Source organism: Collimonas fungivorans (assembly GCF_028292705.1).
GTDB lineage: Bacteria > Pseudomonadota > Gammaproteobacteria > Burkholderiales > Burkholderiaceae_D > Collimonas > Collimonas fungivorans_B.
In genome coordinates, this window is record NZ_JAQGLV010000286.1 from 1 (window position 1) to 17,652 (window position 17,652).

Annotated in this window: 15 protein-coding genes, 2 tRNA genes and 1 pseudogene; 15 read left to right on the top strand and 3 right to left on the bottom strand. The window is 59.1% G+C overall.

Annotated features, from left to right (window positions below; all coding sequences use genetic code 11):
- Positions 1-49: 49 nt before the first annotated feature.
- Complete coding sequence (locus tag JWQ61_RS15930) at positions 50-973, top strand: patatin-like phospholipase family protein (protein ID WP_304361402.1); 924 nt, start codon at positions 50-52, stop codon at positions 971-973.
- 117 nt (positions 974-1,090) lie between these two features.
- On the opposite strand, the gene JWQ61_RS15935 is transcribed toward JWQ61_RS15930, so the two are convergent.
- Positions 1,091-1,657: a C40 family peptidase gene (locus JWQ61_RS15935; RefSeq protein WP_304361392.1), complete on the bottom strand. Its 567-nt coding sequence runs from the start codon at positions 1,655-1,657 to the stop codon at positions 1,091-1,093.
- A 283-nt stretch (positions 1,658-1,940) separates the two neighbouring features.
- On the opposite strand from JWQ61_RS15935, the gene JWQ61_RS15940 reads away from it, so the two are divergent.
- The 5 genes from JWQ61_RS15940 to JWQ61_RS15960 all read left to right on the top strand — a co-directional run bounded on the left by JWQ61_RS15940 (position 1,941) and on the right by JWQ61_RS15960 (position 8,312).
- Positions 1,941-2,348, top strand: a complete 408-nt coding sequence (locus JWQ61_RS15940; RefSeq protein ID WP_304361393.1) for a heme-binding protein — start codon at positions 1,941-1,943, stop codon at positions 2,346-2,348.
- 382 nt (positions 2,349-2,730) lie between these two features.
- Positions 2,731-3,909, top strand: a complete 1,179-nt coding sequence (gene carA / locus JWQ61_RS15945) for a glutamine-hydrolyzing carbamoyl-phosphate synthase small subunit (RefSeq protein WP_304361394.1) — start codon at positions 2,731-2,733, stop codon at positions 3,907-3,909.
- Positions 3,902-7,123, top strand: coding sequence for a carbamoyl-phosphate synthase large subunit (gene carB / locus JWQ61_RS15950; protein ID WP_304361395.1), 3,222 nt, complete (start codon positions 3,902-3,904; stop codon positions 7,121-7,123). The genes carA and carB overlap by 8 nt, the downstream gene beginning before the upstream one ends.
- A gap of 197 nt (positions 7,124-7,320) precedes the next feature.
- Positions 7,321-7,797, top strand: a complete 477-nt coding sequence (gene greA / locus JWQ61_RS15955; protein WP_041741955.1) for a transcription elongation factor GreA — start codon at positions 7,321-7,323, stop codon at positions 7,795-7,797.
- Between the two features lie 59 nt (positions 7,798-7,856).
- Complete coding sequence (locus tag JWQ61_RS15960; RefSeq protein WP_304361396.1) at positions 7,857-8,312, top strand: DUF4149 domain-containing protein; 456 nt, start codon at positions 7,857-7,859, stop codon at positions 8,310-8,312.
- 56 nt (positions 8,313-8,368) lie between these two features.
- Here JWQ61_RS15960 and JWQ61_RS15965 read toward each other — a convergent pair whose 3' ends face one another.
- On the bottom strand, positions 8,369-8,839 hold the full coding sequence (locus JWQ61_RS15965; RefSeq protein WP_014006479.1) for a YhbY family RNA-binding protein: 471 nt from the start codon (positions 8,837-8,839) through the stop codon (positions 8,369-8,371).
- Between the two features lie 31 nt (positions 8,840-8,870).
- On the opposite strand from JWQ61_RS15965, the gene JWQ61_RS15970 reads away from it, so the two are divergent.
- The 9 genes from JWQ61_RS15970 (at position 8,871) to JWQ61_RS16010 (ending at position 17,316) form a co-directional block, all read left to right on the top strand.
- A complete protein-coding gene (locus tag JWQ61_RS15970) occupies positions 8,871-9,515 on the top strand; it encodes an RlmE family RNA methyltransferase (RefSeq protein WP_014006478.1) in 645 nt (214 codons plus the stop codon).
- Between the two features lie 150 nt (positions 9,516-9,665).
- Complete coding sequence (gene ftsH, locus JWQ61_RS15975) at positions 9,666-11,552, top strand: ATP-dependent zinc metalloprotease FtsH (RefSeq protein WP_304361397.1); 1,887 nt, start codon at positions 9,666-9,668, stop codon at positions 11,550-11,552.
- A 120-nt stretch (positions 11,553-11,672) separates the two neighbouring features.
- Positions 11,673-12,518: a dihydropteroate synthase gene (folP, locus tag JWQ61_RS15980; protein WP_304361398.1), complete on the top strand. Its 846-nt coding sequence runs from the start codon at positions 11,673-11,675 to the stop codon at positions 12,516-12,518.
- A 62-nt stretch (positions 12,519-12,580) separates the two neighbouring features.
- Complete coding sequence (gene glmM, locus JWQ61_RS15985) at positions 12,581-13,918, top strand: phosphoglucosamine mutase (RefSeq protein ID WP_304361399.1); 1,338 nt, start codon at positions 12,581-12,583, stop codon at positions 13,916-13,918.
- Positions 13,919-13,951: 33 nt separating this feature from the next.
- Positions 13,952-14,650, top strand: coding sequence for a winged helix-turn-helix domain-containing protein (locus JWQ61_RS15990; RefSeq protein WP_120235542.1), 699 nt, complete (start codon positions 13,952-13,954; stop codon positions 14,648-14,650).
- Positions 14,647-16,002, top strand: a complete 1,356-nt coding sequence (gene phoR, locus JWQ61_RS15995; protein WP_304361400.1) for a phosphate regulon sensor histidine kinase PhoR — start codon at positions 14,647-14,649, stop codon at positions 16,000-16,002. Before JWQ61_RS15990 ends, phoR begins: the two co-directional genes overlap by 4 nt.
- 289 nt (positions 16,003-16,291) lie before the next feature.
- Positions 16,292-16,368 (top strand) — tRNA-Pro (locus JWQ61_RS16000).
- 124 nt (positions 16,369-16,492) lie between these two features.
- Positions 16,493-16,569, top strand: a tRNA-Arg gene (locus JWQ61_RS16005).
- 228 nt (positions 16,570-16,797) lie between these two features.
- Entirely contained in the window at positions 16,798-17,316 is a 519-nt protein-coding gene (locus JWQ61_RS16010; protein WP_304361401.1) for a hypothetical protein, read from the top strand.
- Between the two features lie 63 nt (positions 17,317-17,379).
- Here JWQ61_RS16010 and JWQ61_RS16015 read toward each other — a convergent pair.
- Positions 17,380-17,652, bottom strand: a pseudogene (locus JWQ61_RS16015) (RNA helicase); the annotation flags it as partial.

Here is a 17,652-nt window from a genome sequence, read left to right on the forward strand (position 1 = left end):
TGACAGTGTTTGCGCTTCTCCTCCATCTTGCCGGGTTTCCGCCACTGTCATGTCCTTGCCACGTTTACTGCCGCCCCTGAGTCTTGTCCTATGCGTTTTGCTGGCTGCCTGCGGCAGCAACCCGGTCGCTCCGCAGATACCGCCGGTGGCCGTCGTCCCGGTGGTCCAGCCGAAAGTCCCCAGGCCAGTCAAGATCGGCCTGGCGCTGGGCGGCGGCGCTGCCCGCGGGTTTGCCCATATCGGCGTGATCAAGGCGCTGGAAGCGCAGGGGATCGTGCCCGATATCGTGGTCGGCACTAGCGCCGGCAGCGTGGTCGGCGCACTGTACGCAGCCGGCAATAACGGCTTTGCGCTGCAGAAGATCGCCTTGCAAATGGACGAGGCCGCCATCTCTGACTGGTCCGTGCCGTTTTTTGCCAAGGTCAGCGGTGTGCTGAAGGGCGAGGCGATCCAGAATTACGTCAACAAGACCATCCACAATGTCCCTATCGAAAAGCTGAAAATCCCGTTTGGCGCGGTTGCCACCGATCTGAACAGCGGCGCGCCCATCCTGTTCCGTCGCGGTAACACCGGCGTCGCGGTGCGGGCATCTTCTGCGGTGCCGGGCGTGTTCCAGTCGGTGACTATCGGCGGCCACCTGTACGTCGACGGCGGCCTGGTGTCGCCGGTGCCGGTGCGTTTTGCGCACGAAATGGGAGCGGATTTCGTGATTGCGGTGAATATTTCGGCTTCGCCGGAGGTGCAGGCCGCCTCCAGCTCGGTCGATGTATTGCTGCAGACTTTCGCCATCATGGGGCAAAGCATCAACAGCTATGAATTGAAAGACGCGGACATTGTCATCCGTCCGGACCTGGGAGCGATGAAGGGCAACGATTTCGCCGCACGCAATACCGCGATCCTGGCCGGCGAGCAGGCGGCGATGGCGCAGATGGCGGCCATCAAGAAGAAGCTGAAGGAAAAGCGCGAGGAATAAAAGCCGGGTTGGGGCGCTGCACCTGCAGTCAATCGGATGACTGCCCAGAAGACCGGCGAGGGAAAGAAAAAGCCCCTGGCAGTCATGGACTGGCAGGGGCCTTGCTGAAGACATTGATTACTGATGGTTATCGCTGTCAGGATCCGGATCGTTGATGCGGCGCGCGCCATTGAAGCGCGATTTCCAGTAAGCCAGGTCCATGCTTTCGATGCGGACTTTGCCGCCGGTGGATGGGGCGTGGATGAATTTGTTGTCGCCCAGGTAAATGCCGACGTGGGAGAAACTGCGGCGCAGGGTGTTATAGAACACCAGGTCGCCGGGCTTCAGGTCCTGCTTGTCGATTTTTTCGCCGCTGCGGCTCAGTTCCGCGGCAGTACGCGGAACGTTGACGCCCCATGCATCCTTGAACACATAACGTACCAGGCCGCTGCAATCGAGGCCGTTTTCCGGGTTGTTGCCGCCGTATTTGTAGTGAATGCCGATCATGCCCATCGCGCTCACGGCCAGTTCCGACGCCCGATCGGTAAATTGCTGGAGTTTGCTGCGGGTGCTGCTCGGCTGCGGCCGCATGTCGATATCGGTGATATCGGAAGCGCGGGCAGGGCTGCATAACCATAAGCCGGCAAGCAGCGCGCAGGCGAGTGCGAAGGTCTGGAATAGCGGGAAGGCTTCTTTGATCGTCATCGTTATGGGTGGGCTTTGGGACATTACGATCGCACGAATGTAAGTGAATAAGAGGTGCCTGTCAAACTTGGCAGGCGAAGGGGCAGAACTATATCATGTCATTTAAATAATTAAAGTCGGATAAATCCGAGCGGCGTCAGGAAAATTCCTATAGTTCGGTTTTCCATGAAGCAAATATTGCGCCAGTGCTGCGCCAGAAATAATCTGGCGGGAATGCCGGCGGCGCAGATGCCTATTGCAGAGCACTAAAGTACAATATTCAGTTATTTCACAAGGAGCAAAAATGAAATCGAAACAAGTGCTGACACTCGACGATGTCAAGAAAATCGCTGCGGCTGCAGAGGCTGAGGCCGTGAAGAACCACTGGGCGGTGACAATTTCCATCGTTGACGAAGGCGGTCACCTGCTGTGGCTGCAGCGCATGGACGGCTGCGCGCCGATTTCGGCCCATATTTCGCCGGCCAAGGCGAAGACGGCGGCTTTGGGCCAGCGCGAATCGAAGATTTACGAAGACATGATCAACAATGGTCGTTTCTCGTTCATTACCGCACCAAACCTGGAAGGTTTGCTGGAAGGCGGCGTGCCTATCGTGGTCGGCGGTGAATATCTTGGTGCAGTCGGCGTTTCCGGCGTGAAGTCGAGCGAAGACGTGCAAATCGCCAAGGCCGGCATTGCCGCCTTGAGCGCTTAATTGAACGTTTAAGCCGAATTCTTGCGGGCTCGGAATGCCGGACCCGCAAGCTGACCAATATTGGCAGCGATGTTGACAATGGCGCCCACGTCCTTGCGCTGTTTGTCAGTAAAGTTGTCAATTGCATCATCGCTGCATATCCGCCGCATATCTTTCCTAATTATTTATACAAAAACCCTCAGCTTGGCGTCTGATCGGATTGCCGGGGAGGTCGTTGTCGGCTATAATTGCAGGGTTTAGCCCAATTTACTCCGCCGTAGCGCATACCACCTTCCATCTCGTCCCAAAAAGACTAATAAAGCCGCCAAATCAACACTGTTTGGGGTTTCATAGCGGTCGTTTGGCGCAGCGCAGCGGCGGTAACAACATCAGGAGTTACCCCTTGCAGCCATTTTTTTCTGGCCTCACCGTACCGGCCATCCTCGCGCTAGCAGATGGGACGATTTTCCAAGGTATTTCAATTGGCGCTGCCGGTCATACGACTGGCGAAGTCGTATTCAATACCGCCATGACCGGTTACCAGGAAATCCTCACCGATCCAAGCTACAGCCGCCAGATCGTCACCCTTACTTATCCGCATATCGGCAATACCGGCGTCAATGAAGAGGATGTCGAGTCTTCGCAAATCCACGCCGCCGGCCTCATCATCCGCGACCTGCCGCGCCTGGTGTCGAATTTCCGCTCCACCAAGACCCTGGACGCCTACCTGCAAGAGTCGAATATCGTCGCCATCGCCGGCATCGATACCCGCAAGCTGACGCGCATTTTGCGCGAAAAGGGCGCGCAGGGCGGCGCCATCGTCGCCGGCGAGCAGGATATCGCTGCCGCTACCGCCAAGGCGCTGGAACTGGCGCGTGGTTTCCCCGGTCTGGCCGGCATGGACCTGGCCAAGGTGGTGTCGACCACCAAGGCCTACAGCTGGAGCGAAACCGAATGGCGCCTGGGCCGCGGCTACGACCAGCAGATCACCCCCAAATATCACGTGGTGGCGTTTGACTACGGCGTCAAGTTCAACATCCTGCGCATGCTGGCGCAACGCGGCTGCAAGATCACTGTGCTGCCGGCGCAAGCCTCGGCCGCCGATGCGCTGGCGCTCAATCCGGACGGGATTTTCCTGTCCAACGGCCCGGGCGACCCTGAACCTTGCGACTACGCGATTGCCGCCACCAAGGAACTGATCGAGCGCGGCGTGCCGACTTTCGGCATCTGCCTCGGCCACCAGATCATGGCGCTGGCTTCCGGCGCCAAGACGCTGAAGATGAAGTTCGGCCACCACGGCGCCAACCATCCGGTGCAGGACCTGGACAGCAAGCAAGTGCTGATCACTTCGCAAAACCACGGTTTTGCCGTGGATGGCGCGACCTTGCCGGCCAACTGCCGGGTGACCCACGTTTCCTTGTTCGACGGTTCGCTGCAGGGTTTTGCCCGCACCGACAAGCCGGCATTCTGCTTCCAGGGCCACCCGGAAGCGTCGCCCGGCCCGCATGACATCGCCCCCTTGTTCGATCGTTTCATTCAATTGATGAATCAAACGATGTTGGAGAAAAATAAAAATGCCTAAGCGTAGTGATTTAAAAAACATCCTGATCATCGGCGCCGGCCCGATCATCATCGGCCAGGCTTGCGAGTTCGACTACTCCGGCGCGCAGGCCTGCAAGGCGCTGCGTGAAGAGGGTTACAAGGTAATCCTGGTCAACAGCAACCCGGCAACCATCATGACCGACCCGGAAATGGCCGACGTCACCTACATCGAGCCGATCACCTGGCAGGCAGTGGAGCGCATTATCGCCAAGGAAAAGCCGGACGCGATCCTGCCGACCATGGGCGGCCAGACTGCGCTGAACTGCGCGCTCGACCTGCATCGCCACGGCATCCTGGAAAAATACAAGGTTGAGCTGATCGGCGCTTCGCCGGAAGCCATCGACAAGGCCGAAGACCGCTCCAAGTTCAAGGCAGCGATGACCAAGATCGGCCTCGGTTCGGCCCGTTCCGGCGTCGCCCACACCATGGAAGAGTCATGGGGCGTGCAGAAGGAACTCGGTTTCCCGGTCATCATCCGTCCTTCGTTCACCATGGGCGGCACCGGCGGCGGCATCGCCTACAACGCGGAAGAGTTCGAAACCATCTGCAAGCGCGGCCTGGAAGCCTCACCGACCAAGGAACTGCTGATCGAAGAATCGCTGATCGGCTGGAAAGAGTACGAGATGGAAGTGGTGCGCGACAAGGCGGACAACTGCATCATCGTCTGCTCGATCGAAAACCTGGATCCGATGGGCGTGCATACCGGCGACTCGATCACCGTGGCGCCGGCGCAGACGCTGACCGACAAGGAATACCAGATCATGCGTAACGCCTCGCTGGCGGTGCTGCGTGAAATCGGCGTCGATACCGGTGGCTCCAACGTGCAGTTTTCGGTCAACCCGGCCGACGGCCGCATGATCGTGATCGAAATGAATCCGCGCGTATCGCGTTCTTCGGCGCTGGCGTCGAAGGCGACCGGTTTCCCGATCGCCAAGATCGCGGCCAAGCTGGCCGTGGGTTTCACGCTGGACGAACTGCGCAATGAAATCACCGGCGGCGCCACGCCTGCATCGTTCGAGCCTTCGATCGATTACGTGGTCACCAAGATCCCGCGTTTTGCGTTTGAAAAATTCCCGACTGCCGACAACCACCTGACCACCCAGATGAAATCGGTGGGCGAGGTGATGGCGATCGGCCGCACCTTCCAGGAATCGTTCCAGAAAGCCTTGCGCGGCCTTGAAGTCGGCGTTGACGGCATGAACGAAAAGACCCAGGACCGCGAAGTCATCGAAGAAGAACTCGGCGAACCGGGCCCGGACCGCATCTGGTATGTGGGCGACGCGTTCGCCCAGGGCTTCACGCTGGAAGAAGTGCATCAGCTGACCCATATCGATCCGTGGTTCCTGTCGCAGATCAAGGAAATCGTCGATATCGAACTGTGGCTGGAAAACAGCCAGACGCTGGAAGCGCTGGACCGCGACACGCTGTTCCGCCTCAAGCAAAAGGGTTTTGGCGACCGCCGCCTGGCCAAGCTGCTGAAGACCACCGATACCGACGTCCGCAAGAAGCGCCTGGCCTTGAATATCCGTCCGGTCTACAAGCGGGTCGATACCTGCGCCGGCGAGTTTTCGACCAATACCGCCTACATGTATTCGACCTACGAGGAAGAGTGCGAATCGAACCCGACCAACAAGAAAAAGATCATGGTGCTGGGCGGCGGTCCTAACCGTATCGGCCAGGGCATTGAATTCGATTACTGCTGCGTCCATGCGGCGCTGGCGATGCGCGAAGACGGCTACGAGACCATCATGGTCAACTGCAATCCGGAAACCGTATCGACCGACTACGACACTTCGGACCGCCTGTATTTCGAGCCGGTGACGCTGGAAGACGTACTGGAAATCGTCGACAAGGAAAAGCCGTACGGCGTGATCGTGCAGTACGGTGGCCAGACTCCGCTGAAGCTGGCGCTCGACCTGGAAGCCAACGGCGTGCCTATCGTCGGCACCTCGCCCGACATGATCGACGCCGCCGAAGACCGCGAGCGTTTCCAGAAACTGCTGCACGACCTGAACTTGCGCCAGCCGCCTAACCGCACTGCGCGCACTGAAGAAGATGCCTTGCGCCTGGCGCAGGAAATCGGCTATCCGCTGGTGGTGCGTCCATCCTATGTATTGGGCGGCCGCGCGATGGAAATCGTCCATGAGCAGCGCGACCTCGAGCGTTATATGCGCGAAGCCGTCAAGGTGTCGCACGATTCGCCGGTGCTGCTGGACCGCTTCCTGAACGACGCTATCGAAGTCGACGTCGATTGTTTGTCCGACGGCGACCGCACTTTCATCGGCGGCGTCATGGAACATATCGAACAGGCTGGCGTGCACTCTGGCGACTCGGCTTGTTCGCTGCCGCCTTATTCGCTGGCTCCGGCTACCATTGAAGAAATCAAGCGGCAGACAGCGCTGATGGCCAAGGGCTTGAGCGTGGTCGGCTTGATGAACGTGCAGTTTGCGATCCAGCAGATCGACGGCCAGGATGTCGTGTTTGTGCTGGAAGTCAATCCGCGCGCTTCCCGCACCGTGCCGTTCGTATCCAAGGCGACCGGCCTGCAGCTGGCCAAGATCGCCGCCCGCTGCATGGTCGGCCAGTCGCTCGACAGCCAGGGCATCAAGGACGAAGTCGTGCCGAAGTACTTCAGCGTCAAGGAAGCGGTTTTCCCGTTCGTCAAATTCCCGGGCGTGGATACCATCCTCGGACCGGAAATGAAGTCCACCGGCGAAGTGATGGGCGTCGGCAAGACCTTCGGCGAAGCGTTCGTCAAGTCGCAGCTGGGCGCCGGCATCAAGCTGCCGAAGTCGGGCAAGGTGTTCCTCAGCGTCAAGGGCAGCGACAAGCCGCGCGCGGTGCAGGTCGCCAAGGACCTGGTGGCGCTCGGCTTCTCGGTGGTGGCGACCAAGGGCACGGCAGCGGCCATCAGCGCTGCCGGCATCCCGGTGGAAACCGTCAACAAGGTGGTGGAAGGGCGTCCGCACGTGGTCGACATGATCAAGAACAATGAAATTTCATTGGTGATCAATACCGTCGAAGAAAAACGCAGCGCGATCGTCGATTCGCGGGCGATCCGTACTTCGGCGCTGGCGGCCCACGCAACCACCTACACAACGATCGCCGGCGCAGAGGCTGCGGTCGAAGGCATGCGCCATTTGGACGAGTTGCATGTCTATGATTTACAAGGGCTGCATAAAACCTTACACTAAGGTCAGATCAGGATGCGTCTAGGCGCATCCTGAATCGCTTCCGGGCACGCAATCGCATGCCTGGCAGCCGCCGAAACGTACAATTTAGCTACAGAAGTTCCTGCGGAGGTCAAAAGCGCACTGGTGCGTTTTTGACCTCCGTGACCTTTTGTCGTGTGCGTGATAAACCCTATTTATATTTGTTGAATACCATCCCTATGAGCTCAGTACCTCTTACCAAGCATGGCGCGCAATTGTTGAAAGATGAGTTGCATCATTTGAAAACCAAAGAGCGTCAGGCTGTCATCAAGGCCATCGCGGAAGCGCGCGCACATGGCGATCTTTCGGAAAACGCGGATTACGATGCGGCGAAAGAGCGGCAAGGTTTTGTCGAAGGCCGGATTGCCGACCTGGAAGGGAAGCTGGGCGCCGCGCAGATTATTGACCCGGCAACCCTGGATGCGGACGGGCGCGTGGTGTTTGCCTCTACGGTCGATCTGGAAGACCTGGAATCGGGCGACAAGGTCACTTATCAAATCGTCGGCACCGACGAAGCCGACATCAAGATGTCCAAGGTTTCCGTCACTTCGCCGATTGCCCGCGCGCTGATCGGCAAGACCGCCGGCGACGTGGTCGGCGTGCAGGCGCCGTCCGGCATCCGTGAATACGAGATCCTGGAAGTCCGTTACATCTAAACAGTCTGGCAGGGCAGGCGGCGAACGCCTGCCGTTTCAACGGAAAACCGGGAGTGGCAATGCTTGTAGTAAGACTCAGACTGTTGATCGCCACTTTGTGGGTGGGCAGCTTATGGACGGTGGGTTACCTGGTTGCGCCGACCTTGTTCGCGACCTTGGCCGACCGCGCACTGGCCGGCACCATCGCCGGCAGCGTGTTCAGGATCGAGGCGTGGCTGTCCGTGGCCTGCGGGATAGCCCTGGTCATGTTGTTCAGTTACCGTACCCACGACGATGCAGCGCCGCTGCGCAAGACCTTGCTGCGGCTGGCGCTGGCCATGCTGGTATGCACTTTGGTCGGTTATTTCGGCATCCAGCCGTTCATGGCGGATTTGCGGGAAGCGGCTGCCGGCGCTGTCATGAGCGCCGATGCGCAGACTCGGTTCGGCATCCTGCATGGCGTCGCCAGCGGCATCTACCTGATCCAGAGCTTGCTGGGAGTGGGGCTTATTTTACGGTTGCGCAGTTTGCGCTAGGCTGCCCCACTGATGGCCGCCTTCGCAAACTGCAGTACTTGCCGAAGCGGCGGACATTAACGGCCCAAGGCTGATTTCTTGCTGCTTTTCTGACGCGGTTTGGCGCGCTTGATGTTGCCGCCCTGGGTCACGCGTTCATTGCCTTTTACCATGACCTTGGTCACCGATGGCCGCTTGGTGCCGCTCGGGCTAGGCTTGACGATGGTGACTTCACGCATGCCCTTGCCGCGGGTTTCGCTGCGCTCCTTGGCTGCATCTTTTTGCGGACGGTACAGGACCAGCAGCTTGCCGATATGCTGAACCGGCGCGGCGCCGAGTTTTTCGCAAATAGTTTCGTAGATGGCAATCCGTGCCTCGCGATCATCACCGAATACACGCACTTTAATCAGGCCGTGCGAATTCAGGCTGGCATCGATCTCTTTCATCAGGGACGGTTTCAAGCCATCTTCGCTGATCAGGACCACCGGATTCAGTCCGTGGGCTTGGGAACGGAGCTCGCTACGCTCGGCGGATGTAAGTTTCAACATAAAAATTCCTTAAAAACGGTATTCTACGCGAATGGCAAAGAAGAAATTAAACAAAAACTGGCTGCACGACCACATTAACGATCCTTACGTGAAGCTGGCGCAGAAAGAAGGCTATCGTGCAAGGGCCGCTTACAAGCTGAAAGAAATCGATGAACTGGACAAGCTGATCAAGCCTGGCCAGATCATCGTCGACCTCGGGTCGACTCCGGGCAGCTGGTCGCAATATGCCCGCAACAAGCTGTCCGGCCAGGACGGCGGCGGCATCCACGGCATGATCATCGGCCTCGACATCCTGCCGATGGAGCCGATTGCCGACGTCCATTTCATCCAGGGCGACTTCCGCGAGGCGGACAGCCTGCGCCAGCTGGAGCGCCTGCTGGAGGGGCGCAAGGTGGACCTGGTCTTGTCCGACATGGCGCCCAACCTGTCCGGCATCGCCATCTCCGATGCGGCGCGGGTCGAGGAAATTATCGATTTGGCAATTGAGTTTTCGCAGCAGCACATGAAGCCCGGCGGCGCCTTGCTGGCTAAATGTTTCAACGGCACCGGCTACAATGAGGTGCTGATGAAATTCCGCCAGGAATTCAAAACCGTGGCTTCCAGGAAGCCCAAAGCCAGCCGCGACAAGTCCTCGGAAATCTTCTTGCTTGGCAAAATATTGAAAAATCCGCGCTAAATAGCAAGTTTTCCTTGATTTATCGTAGGTACGGCCACATATCCTGCCTAGCAAGCCGTATCTATTCCGAGTAAAATCTAAGGAATACCTCGAAGCCGTACCTCGAAGCTGTACCTAAAAATAGGCGCGCAGCGCGTCCAAGGAGTTCTAGTGAACAACATGTTTTCCAAAGCCGCCATCTGGGTGGTCATCGCCCTGGTGCTTTTCACCGTATTCAAGCAGTTCGACGGCCGCGGAATGGCCAGCGGCGCAGGGCCGATTGCCTATTCCGATCTGATCACTGAAATCCGGGCCGGGCATATCACCGATGCGACGATTGAAGGCGGCAACATTGTCGCCAGCACTTCGGACGGCAAGAAAGTGAAAACCGCCATTACGGCGCTGGATCGCGGCTTGATCGGCGACTTGGTCAACAACAACGTCAAATTCGAAGTCAAGCAGCCGGAAGAACCATCGTTCCTGCAGCAGATCTTCATTTCCTGGTTCCCGATGATCCTGTTGCTCGGGGTCTGGATCTTCTTCATGCGACAGATGCAGGGCGGCGGCAAGGGCGGGGCGTTCTCGTTCGGCAAGTCGAAGGCGCGCATGCTGGACGAAAACAGCAATACCGTTACTTTTGGCGATGTTGCCGGTTGCGATGAGGCCAAGGAAGAAGTGTCCGAGCTGGTCGATTTCCTGCGTGACCCTACCAAATTCCAGAAACTGGGCGGCCGTATTCCGCACGGCGTCTTGCTGGTTGGCCCACCGGGTACCGGTAAGACTTTGCTGGCCCGTGCGATTGCCGGCGAAGCCAAAGTCCCGTTTTTCACCATTTCCGGTTCGGATTTCGTTGAAATGTTCGTCGGCGTCGGCGCGTCGCGCGTGCGCGACATGTTCGAAAACGCCAAGAAGCATGCTCCGTGCATTATCTTCATCGATGAAATCGATGCAGTCGGCCGCCATCGCGGCGCCGGCATGGGCGGCGGCAATGATGAGCGCGAGCAGACTCTGAACCAGATGCTGGTCGAGATGGACGGCTTCGAGGCCAATTCCGGCGTCATCGTGATCGCTGCCACCAACCGTTCCGACGTGCTGGACAAGGCTCTGCTGCGTCCGGGCCGTTTCGACCGTCAGGTCGTGGTCGGCCTGCCGGATATCCGCGGCCGCGAACAGATCTTGAACGTCCACATGCGCAAGGTGCCGATTTCGACCGACGTCAAGGCCGATATCCTGGCCCGCGGCACGCCTGGTTTTTCGGGCGCCGACCTGGCCAACCTGGTCAATGAAGCGGCCCTGTTTGCTGCACGCCGCGCCAAGCGCCTGGTAGAGATGCAGGATTTCGAGGATGCCAAGGACAAGATCGTCATGGGTCCTGAGCGCAAGTCTGCAGTGATGCGTGAAGAAGAACGCCGCAATACGGCGTATCACGAATCCGGCCATGCCGTGGTCGCCAAACTGCTGCCGAAGGCCGATCCGGTGCACAAGGTCACCATCATGCCGCGCGGCTTTGCTCTGGGCCTGACCTGGCAATTGCCTGAGCATGACCGCGTCAACATGTACAAGGACAAGATGCTGGAAGAAATCGCCATCCTGTTCGGCGGCCGTATTTCAGAAGAGATTTTCATGCACCAGATGTCGACTGGCGCTTCGAACGACTTTGAACGCGCCACCAAGCTGGCACGGGCAATGGTGACGCGTTACGGCATGTCCGAGACCCTGGGCACCATGGTCTACGAAGATACCGAGCAGGATGCATACTTCGGCCGTTCGTCCTCGAAAACGGTGTCGGAAGCCACCCAGCAAAAAGTCGATGCCGAGATCCGCAGCATCCTCGACCAGCAATACGCCTTGTCGCGCCGCCTGCTGGAAGAAAACAAGGATAAGGTCGAAGCAATGACCAAGGCCCTGCTGGACTGGGAAACCATCGACGCCGACCAGATCAACGACATCATGGAAGGCCTCGAGCCACGCCTGCCGAAAGCCGGCAGCTCGGTGCGCAAAGCGCCCGGCGACAATCCATCCGGCGGTGTTTCGCCGAATGCCACCGCGCCGGCCTGATCCGGTCCGGAGCGCCTCTGGCGTCGCAGCTTGTGAAATAACTGTCAGCAAGGGTGAGGAGCAATCCTCGCCCTTTTTGTTTATTTTCGTGCCTTTCGCGCCTTCAATTTAATTTCATATATGCAACAATATTTTCAATGCGGCCGCTATCGGCTGCCGGTCAACACGCCGCAGGCGCGGCCGCTGGTGATGGGCATACTTAACATCACCCCCGATTCGTTTTCCGATGGCGGGCAGTTCCACTCCCTCGAATTCGCCTTGTCGCACGCGGAGCAGATGATCGCCGACGGTGTCGACATCATCGACATCGGCGGCGAATCGAGCCGTCCCGGCAGCCCGGCGCTGTCGCTGGAAGAAGAGCTGGACCGCGTCATGCCCGCCATCTACGCCCTGCGCGATTGCGGCAAGCCGCTCTCCATCGATACCTACAAGCCAGCCGTGATGCGCGAAGCGCTCGCCGCCGGCGCCGACCTGATCAACGATATCAACGGTTTTCGCACACCCGGCGCGCTGGAAGCAGTGAGCGACAGCGATTGCGGCCTGTGCGTCATGCACATGCAGGCCGACCCGCAAACCATGCAGGTCAAGCCCGAATACCACGATGTGGTGGCCGAAGTCAGCGCTTTCCTGCAAGAGCGGGTAACCACGCTGGAGCAGGCCGGGATAAGCAGGAATCGCATCAGCATCGATCCAGGCTTTGGTTTTGGCAAGACCTTGGCGCATAATGTTGCATTGTTGCAAAGCATGGGGGATATTCAACGTGCCCTGGACCTGCCTTTGCTGGCCGGGATGTCGCGTAAAACCATGCTGGGCGAGCTGACCGGCAAAGCACTGGAACGGCGCCTTGCCGGCAGCCTGGCAGCGGCTTTGGCGGCGGTTTCCCAGGGTGCTAAGATAGTCCGGGTGCATGATGTGGCCGAGACTGTAGACGCGCTCAAGGTATGGCAGGCAGCGCAGCGGATATAAGACCCGTTAGGGAGTAAGTTGCAAGACGGTTATGATTGAAATGCATGTGACTGAAGGTTGAGATGACAAGAAAATATTTTGGTACCGATGGTGTGCGCGGCCGTGTCGGCGTAGCGCCGATTACGCCGGATTTTGTAATGAAGCTGGGTTACGCTGCCGGTAAAGTGCTGGCCCAGGCCAAATCGGGCGGCGGCAAGCCAACCGTGCTGATAGGCAAAGATACCCGGGTCTCCGGCTATATGCTGGAAGCCGCGCTGGAGGCAGGTTTTGCCGCCGCCGGCGTCGACGTGATGCTGGCGGGCCCTATGCCTACGCCGGCGATTGCTTACCTGACGCGGGCGTTGCGGCTGTCGGCCGGGGTGGTGATTTCAGCCTCGCATAACCCGTATGAAGACAACGGCATCAAATTTTTCTCGGCGCAGGGCAACAAGCTGCCGGATGCGGTGGAAACCGCGATCGAAGATGCGCTGGAGCTGCCGATGGCTTGCGTCGCATCGGATAAACTGGGCAAGGCAAGACGCCTGGATGATGCTGCCGGACGCTACATCGAATTCTGCAAAAGCACTTTCCCCAATGAGCTCGACCTGCGCGGACTGACCATCGTGGTCGACAGCGCCCATGGCGCTGCTTACCATATTGCGCCGCACGTATTCCACGAGCTGGGGGCGGAAGTCATTTCCATCGGCAACCAGCCTAACGGCTTCAACATCAATGCCGGCTTCGGCGCCACCGCGCCGGACGCGCTGGCGCTGGCGGTGCGCTCCAACCGCGCAGACATCGGCATCGCGCTGGACGGCGACGCCGACCGCCTGCTGATGGTGGACGCCGGCGGCCGCATCTACAATGGCGACGAGCTGTTGTATGTGATGGTCAAGGACCGCATGAAGACCGGGCCGGTCAAAGGCGCAGTCGGCACCTTGATGACCAACATGGCGCTGGAAGTGGCGTTCCGCAATATGGGCGTGGAATTCGCACGGGCCAAAGTCGGCGACCGTTACGTGCTGGAAGTGATGAAAGAGCGCGGCTGGATCCTGGGCGGCGAAGGCTCGGGCCATCTGCTGTGCCTGGACAAGCATACGACCGGCGACGGCATCGTGTCGGCCTTGCAGGTGCTGTCGGCATTGAAGCGCGACGGTGAAACGCTGGCGCAGCTGACTGCCGATATCGCGCTCTATCCGCAAACCCTGGTCAACGTGAAGGTGAGCGCGGGTTTCGACTGGCAGAAGAATCCGGCGATGGTGGCGGAGACGGAAGCGGTCGAGCGCGAGCTCGGCGACAACGGCCGCGTGCTGATCCGCGCTTCGGGCACCGAGCCGCTGATCCGCGTCATGGTCGAGGCCAAGGATGCCGACCTGGCGCAAGCGATGGCGCGCCGGATTGCCGCTAAAGTGAATTCCTGATGATCGACTTCTACTGAATAGAGCTAATTGCCGATGTCGAAATATCAAACCCACATCCTGATCGTCGAAGACGAACCCGGCATCGCCGAGCTGTTGCGGTTCACGCTCGACGACGCCGGCTTTTCCTGCGAGATTGCCTATAGCGCCAGCGAAGCGCGGCAAGCGATCGTCGGCGTCTTGCCCAAGGCTGTGCTGCTGGACTGGATGCTGCCTGATACTTCCGGCCTGGCCTTGTTGCAGGAGTGGCGCAGCCAGCCGCGCAGCGCCACCTTGCCGGTCATCATGCTGACGGCCAAGGGGATGGATGAGGACAAGGTGCGCGGCCTCAATGCCGGCGCCGACGATTATGTCACCAAGCCGTTTTCGCCCAAGGAACTGATTGCCCGGATCCAGGCGCTGTTACGGCGCAAGGTGCCGGAACTCGGACAAAGCCTGCTCAGTCACGGCTTGATCCAGATCGATACCGATCGCTATCAGGTCACGGTCGACAGCCAGGAAATCGAACTGGACCAGGCCGAGTTCAAGTTGCTGCGTTTCCTGGTGGCGCACCCGGACCGGATTTTCTCGCGCGCGCAGCTGCTCGATAAAGTCTGGGGCGACCATACGTTCATCGAGGAGCGCACGGTCGACGTCCATATCATGCGGCTGCGCAAATCGCTTGGCCTTGCCGCCGACTACGTCAAGACCGTGCGCGGCGTCGGCTATAAGCTCAACGCCGAGCCGGCAGCGTGACAAGAGCCAAACCCGGAGCCAAACCCGGAGCCAGCCCCGGAGCCGTCGCCAGCAGCCGCAGCGCACGTAAATTCTGGGTGCCGGCGCTGCTCTGGTTTGGCCTGCTGTCCCTGGTTGCGGTAGCGGTGGCTGCGGTTGGTGGCGCTATCGTCGGCCTGTTGTTCTTTAGCTTGTCGCTGGCGGGCTTGCTATTCCTGCAGATGTGGTCGCTGTACCAGATCGAACGCTGGATGGATACGCCGGTGGGCGGCCGCCGGCCCAAGACCTGGGGCCTGTGGGCGCATGCGTTTGCCGCGCTGGAAGACATCCGCCTGGAGGACGAGCGCTCGCGCGCCGACATGGCGGAATGGCTGGCGCGCTTCCGGCAAGCCATGAGCCTGCTGCCGGACGGCGTGGTGATCGTCGACGGCGTGATGCACCTGGAGTGGTGCAATCCGGCGGCGCAAGCCCATCTGGGCCTGGACCTGGCGCGCGACGAGGGCCGTTTGCTGACCAACCTGATACGCTCTCCCGATTTCGTCGATTACATGTTGTCGGGGCGTTTCGAACAGCCTCTGCCGTTCATGCATCACGACCGGAAAATCCTGGTGCAGCTGATTTCATTCGAAAGCCGGCGCCAGATCCTGGTCACCCACGATGTCACGCAAAACGAAAAAATGGATACCATGCGGCGTGACTTCATCGCCAATGCGTCGCATGAGCTGCGCACGCCGCTGACGGTCATCAACGGCTTCCTCGAGCATGCGCTGAGCAGCGAGATGAGCGAGGAAACCCGGCAGCGCCAGCTGCACCTGATGGCGGAACAAGGGCAGCGCATGCAACGGCTGGTGGCCGACATGCTGACCTTGACCCGGCTGGAGTCGCTGGTGCAGCCGCCGTCCAGCGATGCGGTGCGCGTCAAGCCGCTGCTGAATCGTTTGGTGGAGGAGGCCAGGGCGCTGTCGGGCGGCAAGCACAGCATCACCTTGCAGGTGCAGGAGGTCGACCTGAAAGGCAATCACGATGAACTGGAAAGTGCGTTTGCGAATCTGCTTTCGAACGCGGTCCGGTATACCCCGGACGGCGGCCGCATCGATGTCAGCTGGGGCATGGAAGACGAATGCGCCAGCCTGACTGTGGCCGACGATGGCATCGGCATCGCCGCCGAACATCTGAGGCGGCTTACCGAACGTTTCTACCGTGTCGACAAAACCCGGTCACGCGCCACGCAAGGAACCGGCCTCGGCCTGGCGATCGTGAAGCACGTCCTGCTGCGCCATCGCGGCCGCCTCGAAATCACTTCCGAGTATGGCAAGGGCAGCCGTTTTAAAGTGAGTTTCCAGCGCGCGCAACTGGCGCTGCGGCAGGACTGATTAATTCTATAAATGATTTCGGCGTGGCGATTTTTGTGTGGCGCCGCGGGTTCTTTTCACTGATTTGCCGATGTTTTAAGCAGAATGAAAAGCAGGGTGAAAATTTTGCCGGAATATGCGTTTTTCTCTCGCATATTTTTCCAAATTCTGGTCTAATCCGTCTCTCAAGTTTTTCAGCAGATAAGCTTTTGGCGGTACCGTTATTGGGTCGGTTTTTGCAGCAGAATTTCAAAATTTTCCTGTATAAAAATTTGACAAAAATCGGAATACTGTTTATTATCTTGCTTCTCGGAGTGTAGCGCAGCCCGGTAGCGCACCTGGTTTGGGACCAGGGGGTCCAAGGTTCGAATCCTTGTACTCCGACCAAAAAATAAAATGGGGCTGTCTTCGGACAGCCCCATTTTTCATTTGTGCTTGATAAAAAGCAGGCTCTGCAATAATCGGTCTCACGACCGGAATCAAGGCGACAGGCGTATACCAGTTTTAGACTCCGGCCGTAGCTCAACTGGATAGAGCATTCGGCTTCTACCCGAAATGTTGGGGGTTCGATTCCCTCCGGCCGGACCAGTTTTAGCCTGTCTTTTCATTGCAACATTCTGTTGTCGAAATCCAATTTGCAATTTTTCATCTGCAACATGTACATGTGCGCAGAGTCATCCGCTCGTCTTGCATTCCCGGAATTTCCTTACGATCAAGTTAGGTGTGCGCTTATTGGCGGTCCTGTCCTGCCAATATTATGATGCATTAATGACATTATATTACTGTCATCGCCGTCTTGAACTTGGGGAGAACCGCATGCCTGTTGCAACCAGTCGATCCGATAATTTACCGTCTGCCGCCTGGATGGCGGCCTTGCTATGCACGATCGGTACGTTGACGTTCTGTGCAGCGCCGGCGGCAACCGCCGCAGCGTATGTCGATGCTGTCGACTACCCTGGCCAAGGGCAGGGCTGGGACGCGTTCTATGACCTGGAGCGGCGGTTGCAGCGGGATTTTGACTATATCTGCGGCGACACCATCTGCGAAGGTGAATTCAGCAATATGCAGGCTTTGCGCTACCGCTGTTCGGTGCAGCAGGCCGACGGCATGATGGGGGAGTGTGTGTGGACGTTCGCAGCCAGCAATGCCGAGATCGACGCCGCCAGCGGCAAGGTCGTGGTCGATGCCCGCACCTGGGCTTGCCGCACGCCGCTGGCGGCGCAGACGCCGGTAGCGACGTTCTACAGCGCGCTGGCAGGCGACAGCCCGCTGCGCGCGCCGTTGCCGGGCACGAACAGGACGATCTTTGACGGCTTGTTTGATTGCCTGAACTGAATCAGATAGGAAGGGAGGCTGAATTGGCGATGCCGGCCCGGCCGGCATCGCATTGGCTGCTGCTTAGCGGCCGCGGCCGCCCGAACGGCGTGGAGCCGCAGGACGCGGTGCGGCGCCATTGCCGCCGCCATGGCCGCGTGATGGTCCCTGGCTTGGCTTGACGCCAGGCGCCGCGCCCTGGCGTCCACGTCCGCCGCCACCACCGCCAGCACCGCGATTGCCGCCGCCACCGCCGCTGCGCAGCTGTATCGGCTGGGCGCGTGCGTTCGGATCGGGTTCAAAACCGGCAACCACTTCCTTCGGCAATTCGCGCTTGATCAGCTTCTCGATGTCTTT